Genomic DNA, 14,245 nt, shown 5'->3' with positions numbered 1-14,245 from the left:
GATCATCGAAGCCCCGGACACACCGCTGGTGACGCTGCCCGCCGAGGGCGAGATCGGCATCGTCGACGTCGGTTCGCTGACGCTGGAGTCGGGCGTGGTGCTCGACGACGTTCGGATCGCCGTGCAGCGCTGGGGCGAGTTGTCAGCCGATCGCGACAACGCCGTGGTCATCCTGCACGCGTTGACCGGCGACTCCCACGTCACCGGGCCCGCGGGTCCCGATCACCCCACCCCCGGTTGGTGGGACGGTGTGGCCGGACCGGGCGCACCCGTCGACACCGACCGCTGGTGTGCGGTGGCCACCAACGTGCTGGGCGGCTGCCGCGGATCGACCGGGCCCAGTTCGATTGCCCCAGACGGCAAGCCGTGGGGTTCCCGGTTCCCCGCGATCACCGTGCGCGATCAGGTCAACGCCGATCTCGCCGCCCTTGCTGCGCTGGGCGTCACCCGGGTGGCCGCCGTCGTCGGTGGGTCGATGGGTGGTGCGCGTGCACTGGAGTGGATCGTCGGCCATCCCGAGACCGTCAGGGCCGCATTGGTTTTGGCGGTCGGGGCGCGCGCGACAGCCGACCAGATCGGCACGCAGTCCACGCAGGTGTCGGCCATCAAGGCGGACCCGAACTGGCAGAACGGCGACTATCACGGCACGGGTCGCTCACCCCAGGCGGGCATGGAGATCGCCCGCCGGTTCGCGCACCTGACCTACCGCGGCGAGGCCGAGCTCGACGAGCGCTTCGGCAACGACGCCCAGGGCAACGAAGACCCCGTCACCGGCGGACGCTACGCGGTGCAGAGCTATCTGGAGCATCAGGGCGGCAAGCTCGCCCGGCGCTTCGACGCCGGCACCTACGTCGCGCTGACCGACGCGTTGAGCAGTCACGACGTCGGCCGCGGCCGCGGCGGGGTGGCGGCCGCCCTCGAACGGGTGACCGTACCGGTAATCGTCGGCGGCATCACCTCGGATCGGCTGTATCCGTTGCGGTTACAGCAGGAGCTGGCCGACCTGCTGCCAACCTGCACCGGGCTGAACGTGGTCGACTCGGCCTTCGGCCACGACGGCTTCCTCGTCGAGACCGACGCCGTCTACGCGCTGGTCCGCCAGACGCTGGAGCTCGCGTCGACGTGACCACCGACGAAACGCGCCAGCGATCCCTGTCCTTCGGCGAGGAGGCCGCGGCCTACGAACGAGGCCGTCCGTCCTACCCGCCGGAGGCCATCGACTGGCTCCTGCAACGCGACGCACGCAATGTCCTCGACCTCGGCGCCGGCACGGGCAAGCTGACGATCCGACTGGTCGAACGTGGGCTGGACGTCGTCGCCGTCGACCCCATTCCCGAGATGCTCGAGGTGCTCAGCAGGTCGCTGCCCGACACCCCCGCACTGCTGGGCAGCGCCGAGGAGATCCCGCTGCCCGACGACAGCGTCGACTCCGTCCTGGTGGCGCAGGCCTGGCATTGGTTCGACCCGAAGCGCGCCATCTCCGAGGTCGCCAGGGTGCTCCGTCCCGGTGGCCGCCTCGGCCTGGTGTGGAACACCCGCGACGAACGCCTCGGCTGGGTCAAGGATCTCGGCCGCATCGTCGGCCACGAGGAGGATCCGTTCAGCCGGCAGGTCACGCTGCCCGCACCGTTCGTCGACCTGGAACGCGAACAGTTCGAGTGGACGAGTTACCTGACGCCGCAGGCACTCATCGACCTGGTGGCGTCACGGAGCTACTGCATCACCTCCCCGGCCGCCGTGCGATCCAAGACCCTCGAGGACGTGCGGACGCTGCTGGCCACGCACCCCGCGCTGGTCAACGCAACCGGCCTGGCGCTGCCCTACATCACCGTGGGGGTGCGGGCCACGCTGGCCTAACCGACCCGCCGACTGCACGCATGTTCACGGGGCCTCTCGAGGAACGCGTTCACGATGCGTGAAGTCGGCGGGCGATCCGTTGGCGATCACGGCACGCACCAACGGGACGCCGGGCCGGTACGCCAGATGGACGTAGGAGGGAGCGTCGAGCACGACGAAGTCGGCGCGCCGGCCGACGGCGAGCGTTCCGACGTCGTCGCGGCGCAACGCCGCGGCCCCGCCCGCGGTCGCCGACCACAGCGCCTGCGCCGGGGTGAAGAACATGTCGCGCACCGCGACCGCGATGCAGAACGACATGCTGGAGGTGAACGACGACCCCGGGTTGCAGTCGGTGGCCAGTGCGACCGTGGCGCCGGCGGCGAGGAACCGCCGAGCGTCGGGCCACCGTGCGCGCGTGGAGAACTCCGCACCGGGAAGCAACGTCGCCACCGTCGTGTCGGCCGCCGCGGCGAGCGCGTCGACGTCGGCGTCGGATGCGTAGGTGCAGTGGTCCACCGACGCCGCCCCCAACTCGACGGCCAGCTGGATGCCCGCACCCTCCTCGAGTTGACCCGCGTGCAGCCGGGGCACCAGACCCGCGGCCATTCCCGCCCGCAGGATCGTCCGAGCTTCGTCCACGTCGAAGGCGCCCCGGTCGCAGAACACGTCGACCCAGCGGGCCAACGGCGCACAGGCCTGCAACATGGGACCTGCGACCAGTTCGACGTAGGCGTCGCGGTCGTCGCGGTACTCGGGCGGCACGACGTGGGCGCCCAGGAACGTCGTCTCGTCGGTGTATCCGCACGCCAGCCGCAGCGCCCTGGCCTCGTCGTCGACGGTCAGGCCGTAACCGCTCTTGGTCTCGAACGTCGTCACGCCGCCGCGCAGCAGCTCACCGGCCAGCCGCCCGAGACCGCGGTCGAGAACCGAGTCGTCGGCCGCCCTTGTCGCCGCGACCGTGGTGGCGATGCCGCCCGCCGCGTAGGCCTGCCCGCTCATGCGTGCCGCGAACTCCGCCGACCGCTCCCCCGCGAAGACCAAATGTGCATGGCTGTCGACGAATCCGGGGATGACGCTCGCTCCGTCGAGGTCGACGCGAGAGTCCGCGTCCGGTGCATGTGCTCGGCTACCGATCCATGCCACCCGGTCACCGTCGACGACGATCGCGCCGTCGGAGACGACGCCAAGCGTGCTCTCGTCACCCTGACGTGGGTCGTTGGTGACCAGTTCGCCGATCCCGGTATAGACGGTGGTCATCGGACGACCTCCGCCATCAGCGCCGAGATCGATTCGGCCAGTGCGTCGCCCACGTCGTCGACGCCCCCATGTCGTCGATCGGCTACGACGACGTGACCGTCGACCACCACGTCGGTGACGTCCGCAGCGGTGGCGGCGAACACCACGTTCTCGACGGTCGCACCACCGCCGGCCGTGCGTACTGACTTCAGGTCCACCGCCACCAGGTCAGCCCGCGCACCGACTTGCAGGACACCCGCATCGGTCCACCCGAGCGCGTGCTGACCGTCGAGAGTGGCTGCGCCGAGCAGTCTCTCGGCGGCCACGATGCCCCGCTCGCGGTGGGCCAGGCGCTCGTCGAGCTCGGTCGCGCGGGCCTCCTCGAACAGGTCGACCACGGCGTGGGAGTCCGAGCCCAGGCTGAAGAGACCGCGGCCGGCCAGCAGGGCCGCGGCCGGTCCGATGCCGTCGCCAAGGTCGCGCTCGGTGGTGGGACAGAAGCACACCCCGGTGGTCGTGCGGTCGAGGTCGGCCAGATCTTCGTCGGAGAGGTGCGTGGCGTGCACGGCGGTGGTCCTGGGACCGAGCGCACCCGCGTCGCGCAACAGTGCCGTCGGGGTGGCGCCGTGCACGGCGAGGCACTGGTCGACTTCCGCGGTCTGCTCGGAGGAGTGCACGTGCAAGGGTGCGCCGTGCGCATCGGCCCACTCGACGACCGCGGGCATGTGCTCCAGCGGTACGCCGCGGACCGAATGCAGTGCGGCGCCCACGATTACGTGGTCGTCGGAGACCTGACGGTGCAGTTCCTCCACCCGCTCGGCCCAGTGGTCACCGCTGCCGTCCCCGAAACGCTGCTGGGGGCCCTCCGCCAATGGTGCGCCGTCGACTCCGGAACTCAGGTAGCAGGTGTCCAGCAAGGTCAGCCGCACACCGGCGTCAGCGGCACCGGCGATCAGGGCCAGACCCATCTCGTTGGGATTGGCGTACGGCACGCCGCCGACGTCGTGGTGCAGATAGTGGAATTCGCCAACCGACGTGATGCCGGCCAGCGCCATCTCCGCGTACACGGCTCTGGCAAGCTGCCGATAGCCGTCGGGGTCGAGCCGGCCCGCCGCGCGGTACATCAGATCTCGCCACGTCCAGAAGGACCCGCGGTCCCGCTGGGTACGTGATCGCAGCGCGCGGTGGAAGGCGTGGGAGTGCGCGTTCGCCAAGCCGGGCACGACGAGGCCGGCCAGCCGTAGAGACCCGGCAGGCGGGTCGACGCCGGGGGCGATGCCGGCGATCCTGCCGTCGGACACCGAGATGGCCACCCTCTCGGCGACCACCTCGCCGCCCAACCACGCGTGCTCACACCACCACGTGCTCACCCCACCCACTCCGCCATGACGTCGGCGAGGGCTTCGGCGCCGACGTGGCAGTCCGCGGTCTCGGCATGCTCCTCAGGAGAGTGCGAGACCCCGGTCGGGTTGCGCACGAACAACATTGCCGTCGGCACCCTCGCCGACAAGATCCCCGCATCATGGCCGGCCTGCGTCGGCAGCACCGGCACGTCGCCCAGGCGCGCCAGCGCGCGCCGCAGCCGGGCGCGCGGCCCTTCTGGGAATTCGACGATGGGAGTGACGGATTCGGCGACCACGTGGAGGGCGACGTCATCGGCGGACGCGAATCCCCCTGCTTCGGCGCTGATCTGCTCGACCAGGGCCGTCAGCGTCGCCTCGTCGGCTGCGCGCGCGTCCAGCCAGGCCCGGATCCGGGACGGAATGGCGTTGGCCCCGTTGGGCGACACCAAGACCTTGCCGAAGGTGGCGACCGCCTCGTGGTGGGTCGCCGCCGACCTCGCGGCGTGCACCGACGACGCAAACGCCAGCATCGGGTCCCGCCGGTCGGCGAGCCGGGTGGTGCCCGCGTGGTTGGCCGCACCGTCGAAGGTGAACTCCCAGCGTCCGTGGGGCCAGATCGACGACGCCACTGCGATCGGCCGGTCGACGAGGTCCAGCGCACGGCCCTGCTCGACGTGGAGTTCGACGTAGACCCCGATGCGGGCGAGCAGCGCGTCGTCGACGCCGAGGTGATCGGGATTGCGGCCGGCTCGGGTCAGCGCCTCGGCCAGGGTCACGCCGTCGACGTCGCGCAGGCCGCGCGCACGATCGGCGCTCAGGGCACCCGTCACCAGCTGCGAACCGACGCACGCGACCCCGAAGCGGGCCCCCTCCTCGTCGGAGAACGCCGCCACCGCAACGGGAATCGTCGGCACCACGCCGCGGTCGCGCACGACGTCGACTGCGGCGAACGCCGAGACGACGCCGAGCGGGCCGTCGAAGGCGCCGCCGTCGGGCACCGAATCGAGATGCGAACCGGTGACGAACGCGTCGCGTGGCTCACCGGTCCATCCCGGCGGCAGCCACCAGGCCCACAGGTTGCCGTTGCGGTCCTCCTCGAACGACATGCCCCGCGCGTCCGCGCAGCCGCGGAACCACTCCCGCAGCGTCAGATCCGCATCCGACCAGGCGTACCGCCGATAGCCGCGCGTCCCGGCGTCCTGACCCACCTCGAGGATCGAGTTCCAGAGCGAGTCGAACGAGTTCACACGTGCTCCTGCATGGGGATTCGGACACCACGGGCGGCGGCGACCTCGGCGGCATGCTCGTAACCCGCGTCGGTGTGGCGGATGACGCCCATGCCGGGATCGTTGGTCAGCACGCGTTCCAGCTTCTGGGCGGCGAGTTCGGTGCCGTCGGCCACCGACACCTGCCCGGCGTGAATGGAGCGACCCATGCCGACCCCGCCGCCGTGGTGAATCGACACCCACGTGGCCCCGGAGGCCGTGTTCAGGAGCGCGTTGAGCAAGGGCCAGTCCGCGATCGCATCGGATCCGTCGAGCATGGCCTCGGTCTCGCGATACGGCGAGGCCACCGAACCCGAGTCGAGGTGGTCGCGGCCGATGACGATCGGTGCGGACACCTCACCGGAGGCGACCATCTCGTTGAACTTCAGGCCGGCCCGGTGCCGTTCGCCGTAGCCGAGCCAACAGATGCGGGCGGGCAAACCCTCGAAATCGACGCGTTCCCCGGCCATGGTGATCCACCGTCGCAGATGCTCGTTGTCCGGGAAGAGTTCCAGGATGGCCCTGTCGGTGGCGGCGATGTCCTTCGGATCCCCCGACAGGGCCGCCCACCGGAACGGGCCCAGGCCCTCCTCGAACTGGGGCCGGATGTAGGCGGGGACGAACCCGGGGAAGTCGAAGGCGCGGTCGTAGCCGGCCTTTCGGGCTTCGTCGCGGATCGAGTTGCCGTAGTCGAAGACCTCGGCGCCCTTGTCGAGGAAGCCGACCATGGCGGCGACCTGCTTGGCCATGGATTCCTGCGCCTGCTCGGTGAAGTAGACCGGATCCTTCTCGGCCATCTTCTTCATGTCCTCGAGGTCGATCCCGATCGGCAGATAGGACAGCGGATCGTGCGCCGAGGTCTGGTCGGTGACGATGTCGATGGGTGCGTCGCGCTCGAGCAGGGCCGGAAAGATCTCCGCGGCGTTGCCGACCACTCCGATCGACAACGGCCGCTTGGCATCTCGCGCCTCGATCGCCTTGGCCAGCGCGTCGTCGAGGTCGGTGGCCTTGACGTCGAGGTAGCGCTTGGAGATACGCCGGTCGATGCGCGTCTCGTCGACGTCGACGCAAATCGCCACGCCCTCGTTCATGGTGACCGCCAGTGGCTGCGCCCCACCCATCCCGCCGACGCCACCGGTGAGGGTGATGGTGCCGGCCAGGCTGCCGCCGAACTTCTTCTTGGCGATCGCTCCGAAGGTCTCGTAGGTGCCCTGCAGAATGCCCTGGGTGCCGATGTAGATCCACGATCCGGCCGTCATCTGGCCGTACATCGTCAGCCCCTCGGCCTCCAGCTTGCGGAACTGCTCCCAATTGGCCCAGTCACCAACCAGATTGGAGTTCGCGATCAGCACCCGGGGCGCCCACACGTTGGTGCGGAACACCCCGACCGGCTTGCCCGACTGCACCAGCATGGTCTCGTCGTCCCCGAGCCCGCGCAGGGTGCGCACCAGCGCGTCGAAGGCCGGCCAGCTGCGCGCCGCCCGGCCGGTGCCGCCGTAGACGACGAGGTCGTCGGGATGCTCGGCGACCTCGGGGTCGAGGTTGTTCATCAGCATGCGCAGGACGGCTTCCTGTTGCCAACCCTTGCACGTGATGTCGGTGCCGCGCGGGGCACGGACGGGTCGGGGACCGGCGACGGGGGCGGTTCCGGAGGTGGTGCTCATGTCGAATGACGTCCTTCGTCGAGTTGCCTAGGATCCGTTGATGCCTGCGCCGGCAAGCCACTTCTTCGCGATGTCGGCGAGGTTGGTGCCCGTGGCGGCCTCGGCGTTCATCGTGATGAGGTCGTCGGTGGTGAGCTTGGCCGAGACGGCGTCGAGCGTCTTGGTGATGGTGTCGCTCTCCTTGGCCGTCTTCATCACCGGGATGACGTTCTCCGAGGCGAACAGCGACTTGTCGTCCTCCAGCGCGACGAGGTCGTTGCTCTTCAGACCAGGATCGGTGCTGAACAGGTTGCCCGCCTGGATCTGGCCGTTGGTAAGCGCCGCCATGGTCAAGGTGCCCCCGGCATCGAGGGTGACGAAGTCCTTGAAATTGATCCCGTAGACGTCGCGCAGCCCGATGACGCCCTGCTGGCGGGTCTTCCATTCGGCCGCCGCGCCGAGGACCATCTCGCCCGCGTGTGGCGCGAGATCCGAGAGGGTCTTGAGCTGGTACTTGTCCGCAGTGGGCTTGGTGACGGCCACGACGTCCTTGTCCTCCGCGGGCGAGGCCTTGAGCAGCGACAGTCCCTGAGGCAACTTGCCGGTCAGCTCGGAGGTCACCGCATCCTGGGTCGCGGCGGTCGACTTCGGGTCCAGATAGCTCAGCAGCGCACCGGTGTACTCGGGCACGAGGTCGATCGACCCGTCCTTGAGCGCGGCGATGTAGACCTCGCGACTACCGATGTTGAACTGTTCCTTGACCTTGACGCCCTTGGCTTGCAGCGCCTGGGAGTAGATGCTCGCGATCAGCTGGCTCTCGGTGAAGTCCGCCGAGCCGATGATCACCTCGGAGCCTGCGGACCCGGCGTCGTTGCCACCGCCGGACAGGGGATCCGATCCCCCGCCGCCGCAGGCCGACAGGGCCAGCACGGACGTGAGCGCGAACGCTGACAGGATGGTGCGCTTCTTCATCATCATTCTCCTTGGTGGGCGATGCCGAGGTGGCACCTAGGCGGCGGTCTGAGTGGTGGACTTGGCGGTGAATTTGGTGAGGACGGACAACGGGGACGAGTTCTTCGTGGAGCGACGCAGTCCCGGCGACACGACGAGGCTGCCGAGCCACGCGAAGCCGAACTCGAGCAACAGCGCGAGCACGGCGACCAGGATTGCCCCGCCTGCCATCTGGCTGAAGTTGGCCTGCGCGCGGCCGTCGAGGATGAACCGGCCCAGGCCCTGCAGGCCGAGGTAGGCCGCGATGGTCGCCGTCGAGACGATCTGCAGGGTGGCGCCCCGGACCCCCGACAGCAGCAGCGGCAGGGCGCAGGGCAGCTGAACCCGAACGAGGATCTGGCGTTTGGTGTAGCCCATGCCCCGGGCGGCGCCGACGGCGTCGGGATCGGCGTTTTGAATGCCCGCGTAGGTGCCGGTGAGGATGGGTGGCGCCGCGAGCAGCACGAGGACCACGGTGGTCGGCAGGACGTAGACGAGCTGACCGGTGACTACCGGCGAGATGACCAGGAACAGCAGCACCAGCAGACCGAGTGACGGCAGTGCACGCAACGCGTTCGCCGATCCGGCGACCAGTGCCTCACCACGGCCGGTGTAGCCGATCACGATGCCCAGTGGCACCGCGATCGCCAAGGCGACCAGCAGCGCGATGCCGGAGTACAGCAGGTGGTAGCCGATCTGCGTCGGGATGCCGTCGGACCCCGTCCAGTTCGCGGGGTCGGTGAGCCAGCCGAAGACGATCACGACGTCACCGTCCGTTGCCGCCACGGGGTGGCGAGTTTGTTGGCCCAGATGATCAGGCCGTCGAACACCACCGCGAGCACGACGCACAGGACGACACCGGTGACCAGCGGCGTGAAGAGCCGAAGCTGGAACCCCTGGGTGAAGAGCGAACCCAGCTGCGGAATGCCAAGCAAGGCAGCCATCGTCACGATGCTGACGTTGGACACCACTGCCACCCGCAGGCCCGCCGCGATGACGGGAACCGCCACGGGCAGTTCCACCAACAGCAGTCGTTGCCAACTGCGGTACCCCATGGCCTCGGCGGCGGCCACGGTGTCGTGCGGTACCGAACCGAGTCCGTCGGCGACCACGCGCACGAGCAGCGCGAGGGTGTAGAGCGTCAGGGCCACGACGATGTTGACGGGATCGAGGATCTTGGTGCCGAGAATCGTCGGCAGGATGATGAACAGCGCCAACGAGGGAATTGTGTACAGCAAACCCGCGGTGCCGACGATCGCGGCGTACCCGCGCCCCGACCGGTGGGCCCACCACCCGAGTGGCAGTGCGAGCAGCAGGCCGATTGCGGTGGGCACCAGCGTCAACCACACGTGGCTGATGGTCAGGTCGACGATGCGTCCGAGGTTCGACGATATCCAGTTCATGCCGACACCTCCGCGCCGCGGGCGTCCTTGGCCCGCCGGATCGCGTCGATCACGTCGTGGTCGGTGGCGGTGCCGAGCAGCGCGCCCGACTCGTCGGTGACGACACACCGGCCGCTGGGACTAGACAGCGCCGAGTTGAGCAGGTCGCGCAGCGGGTCGCTCCTGCGGGCGGAGGTGGCGCTGAGGTTGACGTCGGCATCTCCGACGAGGTCGCCCGGCAGGCTGGCGGTGTCCACCCACCCGACCGGAGCGTTGGCCGCGTCGACCACCAGCACCCACCTGTCGTGGGTCGCGCCGACACTCGAGACCGGTTGTCCCACCTGGATCGTCGGCTCGTCGGTGAGCACGAGCAGGTCGTCACAGGTGTGGAAGCCCAGGGCGCGGTAGCCGCGGGCGGATCCGACGAAGTCGGCGACGAACGCGTCCCCGGGGGCCGCGAGCAGATCGGCGGGGGTGGCGGCCTGGGCCAGCGTCCCGCCCTGGCGCAGCACTACCACCTGGTCGCCCAACTTGAGCGCTTCGTCGATGTCGTGGGTGACCATCACGATGGTCTTGGAGATGTCGGCCTGAAGGCGAAGGAACTCCTCCTGCAACTGGTTTCGGACGATCGGGTCGACGGCGCTGAACGGCTCGTCCATCAAGAGGAAGGGCGGATCGGTGGCCAAGGCGCGTGCCACCCCGACGCGTTGCTGTTGACCACCGGACAGTTGCCACGGATACCGTTGGGCGAACTTGGCGTCCAGCCCGACACGTTCGAGCAATTCCATTGCCGCCAAGCGAGTTTGCTTCTTACCGCCGCCGAGCAGGCGCGGCAGGGCGGCGACGTTGTCGACGACCGTGCGGTGCGGGAACAGACCCGCGTTCTGGATGACGTAGCCGATCCTTCGCCGAAGGGCGACCCGGTCCATCGTCTGAGTGTCGACGCCGTCGAGTTCGATCGAGCCAGAGCTGGGCTCGATCAAGCGGTTGATCATCCGCATGGAGGTCGTCTTTCCGCAGCCCGACGGTCCGACCAGGACGGTGATCTTGCCATTGGGCGCAGTGAGGTCGAGGCCGTCGACCGCCACGGTCCCGTCGGGGTACACCTTGGAGACGTTGTCGAACGTGATCATGACGATCCTTCTGGGGTGCGAGCTTCGGCGGGACTGCTCAAACGGGCGGACAGGTCCGTGGCTACGGTGTTCAGCATTCGACCGTACTGGGTCGTCTGCTCCGCGCTGACCCGATAGCTCGGAATGACCAGGCTTAGCGCGGCGACGATTCTCGCCTGCGAGTAGACCGGGCAGGCGATCGCGGTGACGTCGGTCTCGACACCTCGTTCGACGAGTGCGTAGCCGGCCTCGGACACGTTGCCCCGCAGGGCCTGTCCGGCCGCGGAGACGTCGAGCGGAACCGTACGGCCGACCCAGCTGGCGTGGCGAACCGAATGCGTGCCCTCCACGATGTTGATGTACACCGCCGTGGACGCGTGCCCCACGACACTGAGGTAGACCGACTCGCCGGTCTCGATGGCGAGCTCGTCCATGGCGGGCCCGGCGAGGTCGATCAGCGACTCGTCGCTGAGCGCCTGGGCGCCGAGCTGGATGATGCGGCTGCCGGGCCGGTAGGTCCCGGTCTCGTCCTTGCGCAGGAATCCGGCGGTCTCCATGGTGCGCAGCAGGCGAAGGGCCGTGCTGGGGGCCAGCTCACAGTCCCTGGCCGTGTCCGCGAGATTGGCTCCACCGCGGTCGCAGACGCTGGCCAGCAGGGCCAGCGCCCGCTCGACTGTCCGGGTTGCTTGATCGGCCAATTCGACCTCCTCTCGGCAGGAACGCTAGGGCGGCCGCGTTTCCCCCGACCGCACCCCTGTTGCTACTGGGTAAAATCTCGATTCCACCTGGTGGAATTCTGGTCTTTCGGCGATGATAGGGCGCGCCGGGGCGTCCGTGGTCAGAAACGAGGAGATCCTTGATGATCGAGTTGAGCGGGACCATGACCGTCGGCGACGTGGTGGCGCTGGCTCACGGTCGCGAGACCGTCTCCATCCCTGCGTCGATCCTCTCCGGCGTCGAACGTCTGCACCACCAGGCCGCAGACCTGAGCACCCGGTACGCGACCTACGGCCGCACCACCGGCGTCGGCGCCAACAAGGTCGACGCGATTGCGCCCGACGACCAGGAGTACGGCATGCGACTGCTGCGCAGCCACTCGGTCGACGCGGGTGATCCCCTCAGCGGTCGGACGGTGCGCTCGATGCTCGCCGTGCGCCTCATCCAATTGTGCGTTCCCGGTGCTGGTCTCGACCCCGCCATCCTGACCGGCCTACAACGGATGCTCAACGACGACGCCCTGCCCGAGGTGCTGCAGTACGCCTCGATCGGCACCGGTGACCTCGCGGCCCTCGCCGGGACGGCGCTGACCCTGATCGGCGAACGGCCCGCGACCGGCGATCTGACGCCGATGCCGCCGTGGGGTGCCGACAGCGCCTTGCCGTTCATGAGCAGCAGTGCACTCACGGTGGGCCGCAGCTGCCTGGCCGTCGATGAACTACTCCGGCTGGAACGCGCGTCGAGTGTCATCTACATGTTGAGTTTCCTTGCACTGGATGGAAATCCGTCGGCCTTCTCCACCGTGGCCGCTCGGGCGGCGGCCGCCACGCAGGTGGAGACCGTGGCGACGAGACTGCGCGATCTCTACGTCGATCGCGCCAATCCCGGCCGTGCTCCGGCGCGCATCCAGGACCCCTACGGTCTGCGGGTGTATCCGGTGGCCCACGGCAGCGTCGTCGCGTCGCTCTGGTCGCTCGTCCGCCAGCTCGAACGGACGCTGAACGCCGCTCAGGAGAACCCGCTCTTCGATGCCGACGGCGACGCGGTCGTCCACCACGGCGCGTTCTACCAGGCGTCGCTGTCACTCGAACTCGACGGCGCCACCTTGGCGCTGGCCCTGACGGCACCCATCACGCACTCCCGAATCAGGATGCTCAACGACCCGGACACCAACGGCGGCAACGCATTCCTGGCCGCAGATGCCCACGGCTCCTCCGGGCTCATGATGGTCGAATACGTGGCGGCCGGCGCCATCGCGGAGATTCGCAACGCCGCGCAGCCGGCGTCGGTCGGGACCCTGGTGCTCTCGCGCGGCGCCGAGGAGGACGCCACGTTCGCCTCCCAAGGCATTCACCAGCTCGAGCGGTCGGCCGCGGCCTACCGGGTGCTGCTGTGCTGCGAGCTGGTCGGGGCCGTCCGGCTGCTGCGGCAACGCGGGATCGACGGCGGTCTGACCGGAGTGCTGGGCGCCGCGGTGGACCTGGCCTCAGCCTTGCCCCGCAACGACGAGGACCGCGACCTTCGCGGCGACATCGCCGCGGCGGAGCCACTTCTCGACCAGCTGGGGCAGTTGATCTAGCTGGTGCCCAACGGGTCGATGGTCAGGGCGATGTAGGCCAGCGCCGCACTGACCGTCGCCGTGGTGGCGATGTCGATGGTCCGCGACCGGACCACGAGTAGCCCGGCCCGGTCGTCGGTCAGCGCCAACCGCATGGCCGCCGCGACGCCCACGCCGATCGCCAGGACCAGCGCTCCGCGCCGCCAATAGCCCCCCACCACCAAACCGAATGCGACGAGCAGGAACGACCCGACCACGAGGATCGGCCACTGCGCCGCGAAGACCCGCTGGGCGAGACCGCGCGCGGTCACCCTACTTTCGCCTCGTCGAGTTCGACGACGTTGGTCAGCAGGAAGGCTCGCGTCAGCGGACCGACGCCGCCCGGATTGGGTGACACGTGGCCCGCCACGTCCCACACGCCCGGGTGCACGTCCCCGACGAGGGCGCCCGCCGCATCACGGCTGACCCCGACGTCGACGACCGCGGCGCCGGGTTTGACCATGTCCGGGGTCACCATGTGCGGCACGCCCACCGCGGCGATGATGACGTCGGCCTGGCGCGTCAGGGCCGGCAGATCCTGAGTCCCGGTGTGGCACAACGTGACCGTGGCGTTCTCCGACCGACGGGTGAGCAACAGGCCCATGGGTCGGCCCACCGTCACCCCGCGTCCGATCACCACCACGTGCGCCCCCGCAATCGGTACCTCGAAGCGGCGCAGGAGATGCACGATTCCGCGCGGCGTGCACGGCAACGGTGCCGCTTCGTTGAGCACCAGCCGCCCCAGGTTGGTCGGATGCAGTCCGTCGGCGTCCTTCGCGGGGTCGATGCGCTCCAGCGCCGCGTTCTCGTCGAGATGCCTGGGCAAGGGCAACTGCACGATGTATCCGGTGCAGTCGGGGTTGGCGTTCAGCTCGTCGATGGTGGCGTCGAGCGTGGCCTGGCTGACGTCGGCGGGCAGATCCCGCCGGATCGAGTTGATGCCGACCTTCGCGCAGTCGGCGTGCTTGCCGCGCACGTAGGCCTGGGAGCCGGGATCGTCACCGACGAGCACCGTACCCAGCCCCGGCGTGCGGCCCGCGGCGGTCAGGGCCGCCACCCGCTGCTTGAGGTCGACGAAGATCTCGTCGCGCGTGGCCTTGCCGTCCAACGTCATCGCAGCCAAT

At 69.2% G+C, this 14,245-nt stretch carries 14 protein-coding genes; 3 read left to right on the top strand and 11 right to left on the bottom strand.

Going from position 1 to position 14,245, the window contains the following annotated elements:
- Nucleotides 1–4 precede the first annotated feature (4 nt).
- Both ABZ195_RS08490 and ABZ195_RS08485 read left to right on the top strand, forming a co-directional pair.
- A complete protein-coding gene (locus ABZ195_RS08490; protein WP_355217039.1) occupies nucleotides 5–1,126 on the top strand; it encodes a homoserine O-acetyltransferase in 1,122 nt (373 codons plus the stop codon).
- Nucleotides 1,123–1,857, top strand: coding sequence for a class I SAM-dependent methyltransferase (locus ABZ195_RS08485; protein WP_355216639.1), 735 nt, complete (start codon nucleotides 1,123–1,125; stop codon nucleotides 1,855–1,857). The genes ABZ195_RS08490 and ABZ195_RS08485 overlap by 4 nt, the downstream gene beginning before the upstream one ends.
- Nucleotides 1,858–1,881: 24 nt before the next feature.
- Here ABZ195_RS08485 and hutI read toward each other — a convergent pair whose 3' ends face one another.
- The 9 genes from hutI to ABZ195_RS08440 are packed head-to-tail and all read right to left on the bottom strand — an operon-like array spanning nucleotide 1,882 to nucleotide 11,505.
- Complete coding sequence (hutI, locus tag ABZ195_RS08480) at nucleotides 1,882–3,093, bottom strand: imidazolonepropionase (protein ID WP_355216637.1); 1,212 nt, start codon at nucleotides 3,091–3,093, stop codon at nucleotides 1,882–1,884.
- Complete coding sequence (locus ABZ195_RS08475; RefSeq protein ID WP_355216635.1) at nucleotides 3,090–4,442, bottom strand: formimidoylglutamate deiminase; 1,353 nt, start codon at nucleotides 4,440–4,442, stop codon at nucleotides 3,090–3,092. Before ABZ195_RS08475 ends, hutI begins: the two co-directional genes overlap by 4 nt.
- Nucleotides 4,439–5,662: an allantoate amidohydrolase gene (locus ABZ195_RS08470; protein ID WP_355216633.1), complete on the bottom strand. Its 1,224-nt coding sequence runs from the start codon at nucleotides 5,660–5,662 to the stop codon at nucleotides 4,439–4,441. The genes ABZ195_RS08475 and ABZ195_RS08470 overlap by 4 nt, the downstream gene beginning before the upstream one ends.
- Nucleotides 5,659–7,344, bottom strand: a complete 1,686-nt coding sequence (gene hutU, locus ABZ195_RS08465; protein ID WP_355216632.1) for a urocanate hydratase — start codon at nucleotides 7,342–7,344, stop codon at nucleotides 5,659–5,661. The genes ABZ195_RS08470 and hutU overlap by 4 nt, the downstream gene beginning before the upstream one ends.
- A gap of 27 nt (nucleotides 7,345–7,371) precedes the next feature.
- Nucleotides 7,372–8,295, bottom strand: a complete 924-nt coding sequence (locus ABZ195_RS08460) for an ABC transporter substrate-binding protein (protein WP_355216630.1) — start codon at nucleotides 8,293–8,295, stop codon at nucleotides 7,372–7,374.
- Nucleotides 8,296–8,331: 36 nt separating this feature from the next.
- Nucleotides 8,332–9,099 (bottom strand): ABC transporter permease subunit, encoded by a 768-nt coding sequence (locus ABZ195_RS08455; RefSeq protein WP_355216629.1) that lies wholly within the window; start codon nucleotides 9,097–9,099, stop codon nucleotides 8,332–8,334.
- On the bottom strand, nucleotides 9,072–9,716 hold the full coding sequence (locus ABZ195_RS08450; RefSeq protein WP_355216628.1) for an ABC transporter permease subunit: 645 nt from the start codon (nucleotides 9,714–9,716) through the stop codon (nucleotides 9,072–9,074). The genes ABZ195_RS08455 and ABZ195_RS08450 overlap by 28 nt, the downstream gene beginning before the upstream one ends.
- Nucleotides 9,713–10,828 carry an ATP-binding cassette domain-containing protein gene (locus ABZ195_RS08445; protein WP_355216626.1) on the bottom strand — a complete coding sequence of 372 codons (1,116 nt, stop codon included), beginning with the start codon at nucleotides 10,826–10,828 and terminating at the stop codon, nucleotides 9,713–9,715. The genes ABZ195_RS08450 and ABZ195_RS08445 overlap by 4 nt, the downstream gene beginning before the upstream one ends.
- Nucleotides 10,825–11,505 (bottom strand): IclR family transcriptional regulator C-terminal domain-containing protein, encoded by a 681-nt coding sequence (locus ABZ195_RS08440; protein ID WP_355216625.1) that lies wholly within the window; start codon nucleotides 11,503–11,505, stop codon nucleotides 10,825–10,827. Before ABZ195_RS08440 ends, ABZ195_RS08445 begins: the two co-directional genes overlap by 4 nt.
- Nucleotides 11,506–11,666: 161 nt before the next feature.
- On the opposite strand from ABZ195_RS08440, the gene ABZ195_RS08435 reads away from it, so the two are divergent.
- On the top strand, nucleotides 11,667–13,103 hold the full coding sequence (locus ABZ195_RS08435) for an aromatic amino acid lyase (protein WP_355216623.1): 1,437 nt from the start codon (nucleotides 11,667–11,669) through the stop codon (nucleotides 13,101–13,103).
- Here ABZ195_RS08435 and ABZ195_RS08430 read toward each other — a convergent pair.
- Together ABZ195_RS08430 and ABZ195_RS08425 are read right to left on the bottom strand one after the other, a co-directional pair.
- Nucleotides 13,100–13,393, bottom strand: a complete 294-nt coding sequence (locus tag ABZ195_RS08430) for a DUF3017 domain-containing protein (protein ID WP_355216621.1) — start codon at nucleotides 13,391–13,393, stop codon at nucleotides 13,100–13,102. The genes ABZ195_RS08435 and ABZ195_RS08430 overlap by 4 nt on opposite strands.
- Nucleotides 13,390–14,244, bottom strand: a complete 855-nt coding sequence (locus tag ABZ195_RS08425) for a bifunctional methylenetetrahydrofolate dehydrogenase/methenyltetrahydrofolate cyclohydrolase (protein WP_355217037.1) — start codon at nucleotides 14,242–14,244, stop codon at nucleotides 13,390–13,392. The genes ABZ195_RS08430 and ABZ195_RS08425 overlap by 4 nt, the downstream gene beginning before the upstream one ends.
- Nucleotide 14,245 lies beyond the last annotated feature (1 nt).

The organism is Mycobacterium sp. NPDC006124 (assembly GCF_040614235.1).
Classification (GTDB): Bacteria; Actinomycetota; Actinomycetes; order Mycobacteriales; family Mycobacteriaceae; genus Mycobacterium.
This window is presented reverse-complemented; position numbering and strand designations above follow the sequence as displayed.

Bases quoted from the DNA above. Each gene is read 5' to 3' on its own strand.
- hutI (WP_355216637.1), bottom strand. From the start codon at position 3,093: ATGACCACCGTCTATACCGGGATCGGCGAACTGGTCACCAACGACCCA.
- hutU (WP_355216632.1), bottom strand. From the start codon at position 7,344: ATGAGCACCACCTCCGGAACCGCCCCCGTCGCCGGTCCCCGACCCGTC.
- ABZ195_RS08460 (WP_355216630.1), bottom strand. From the start codon at position 8,295: ATGAAGAAGCGCACCATCCTGTCAGCGTTCGCGCTCACGTCCGTGCTG.
- ABZ195_RS08450 (WP_355216628.1), bottom strand. From the start codon at position 9,716: ATGAACTGGATATCGTCGAACCTCGGACGCATCGTCGACCTGACCATC.
- ABZ195_RS08445 (WP_355216626.1), bottom strand. From the start codon at position 10,828: ATGATCACGTTCGACAACGTCTCCAAGGTGTACCCCGACGGGACCGTG.
- ABZ195_RS08435 (WP_355216623.1), top strand. From the start codon at position 11,667: ATGATCGAGTTGAGCGGGACCATGACCGTCGGCGACGTGGTGGCGCTG.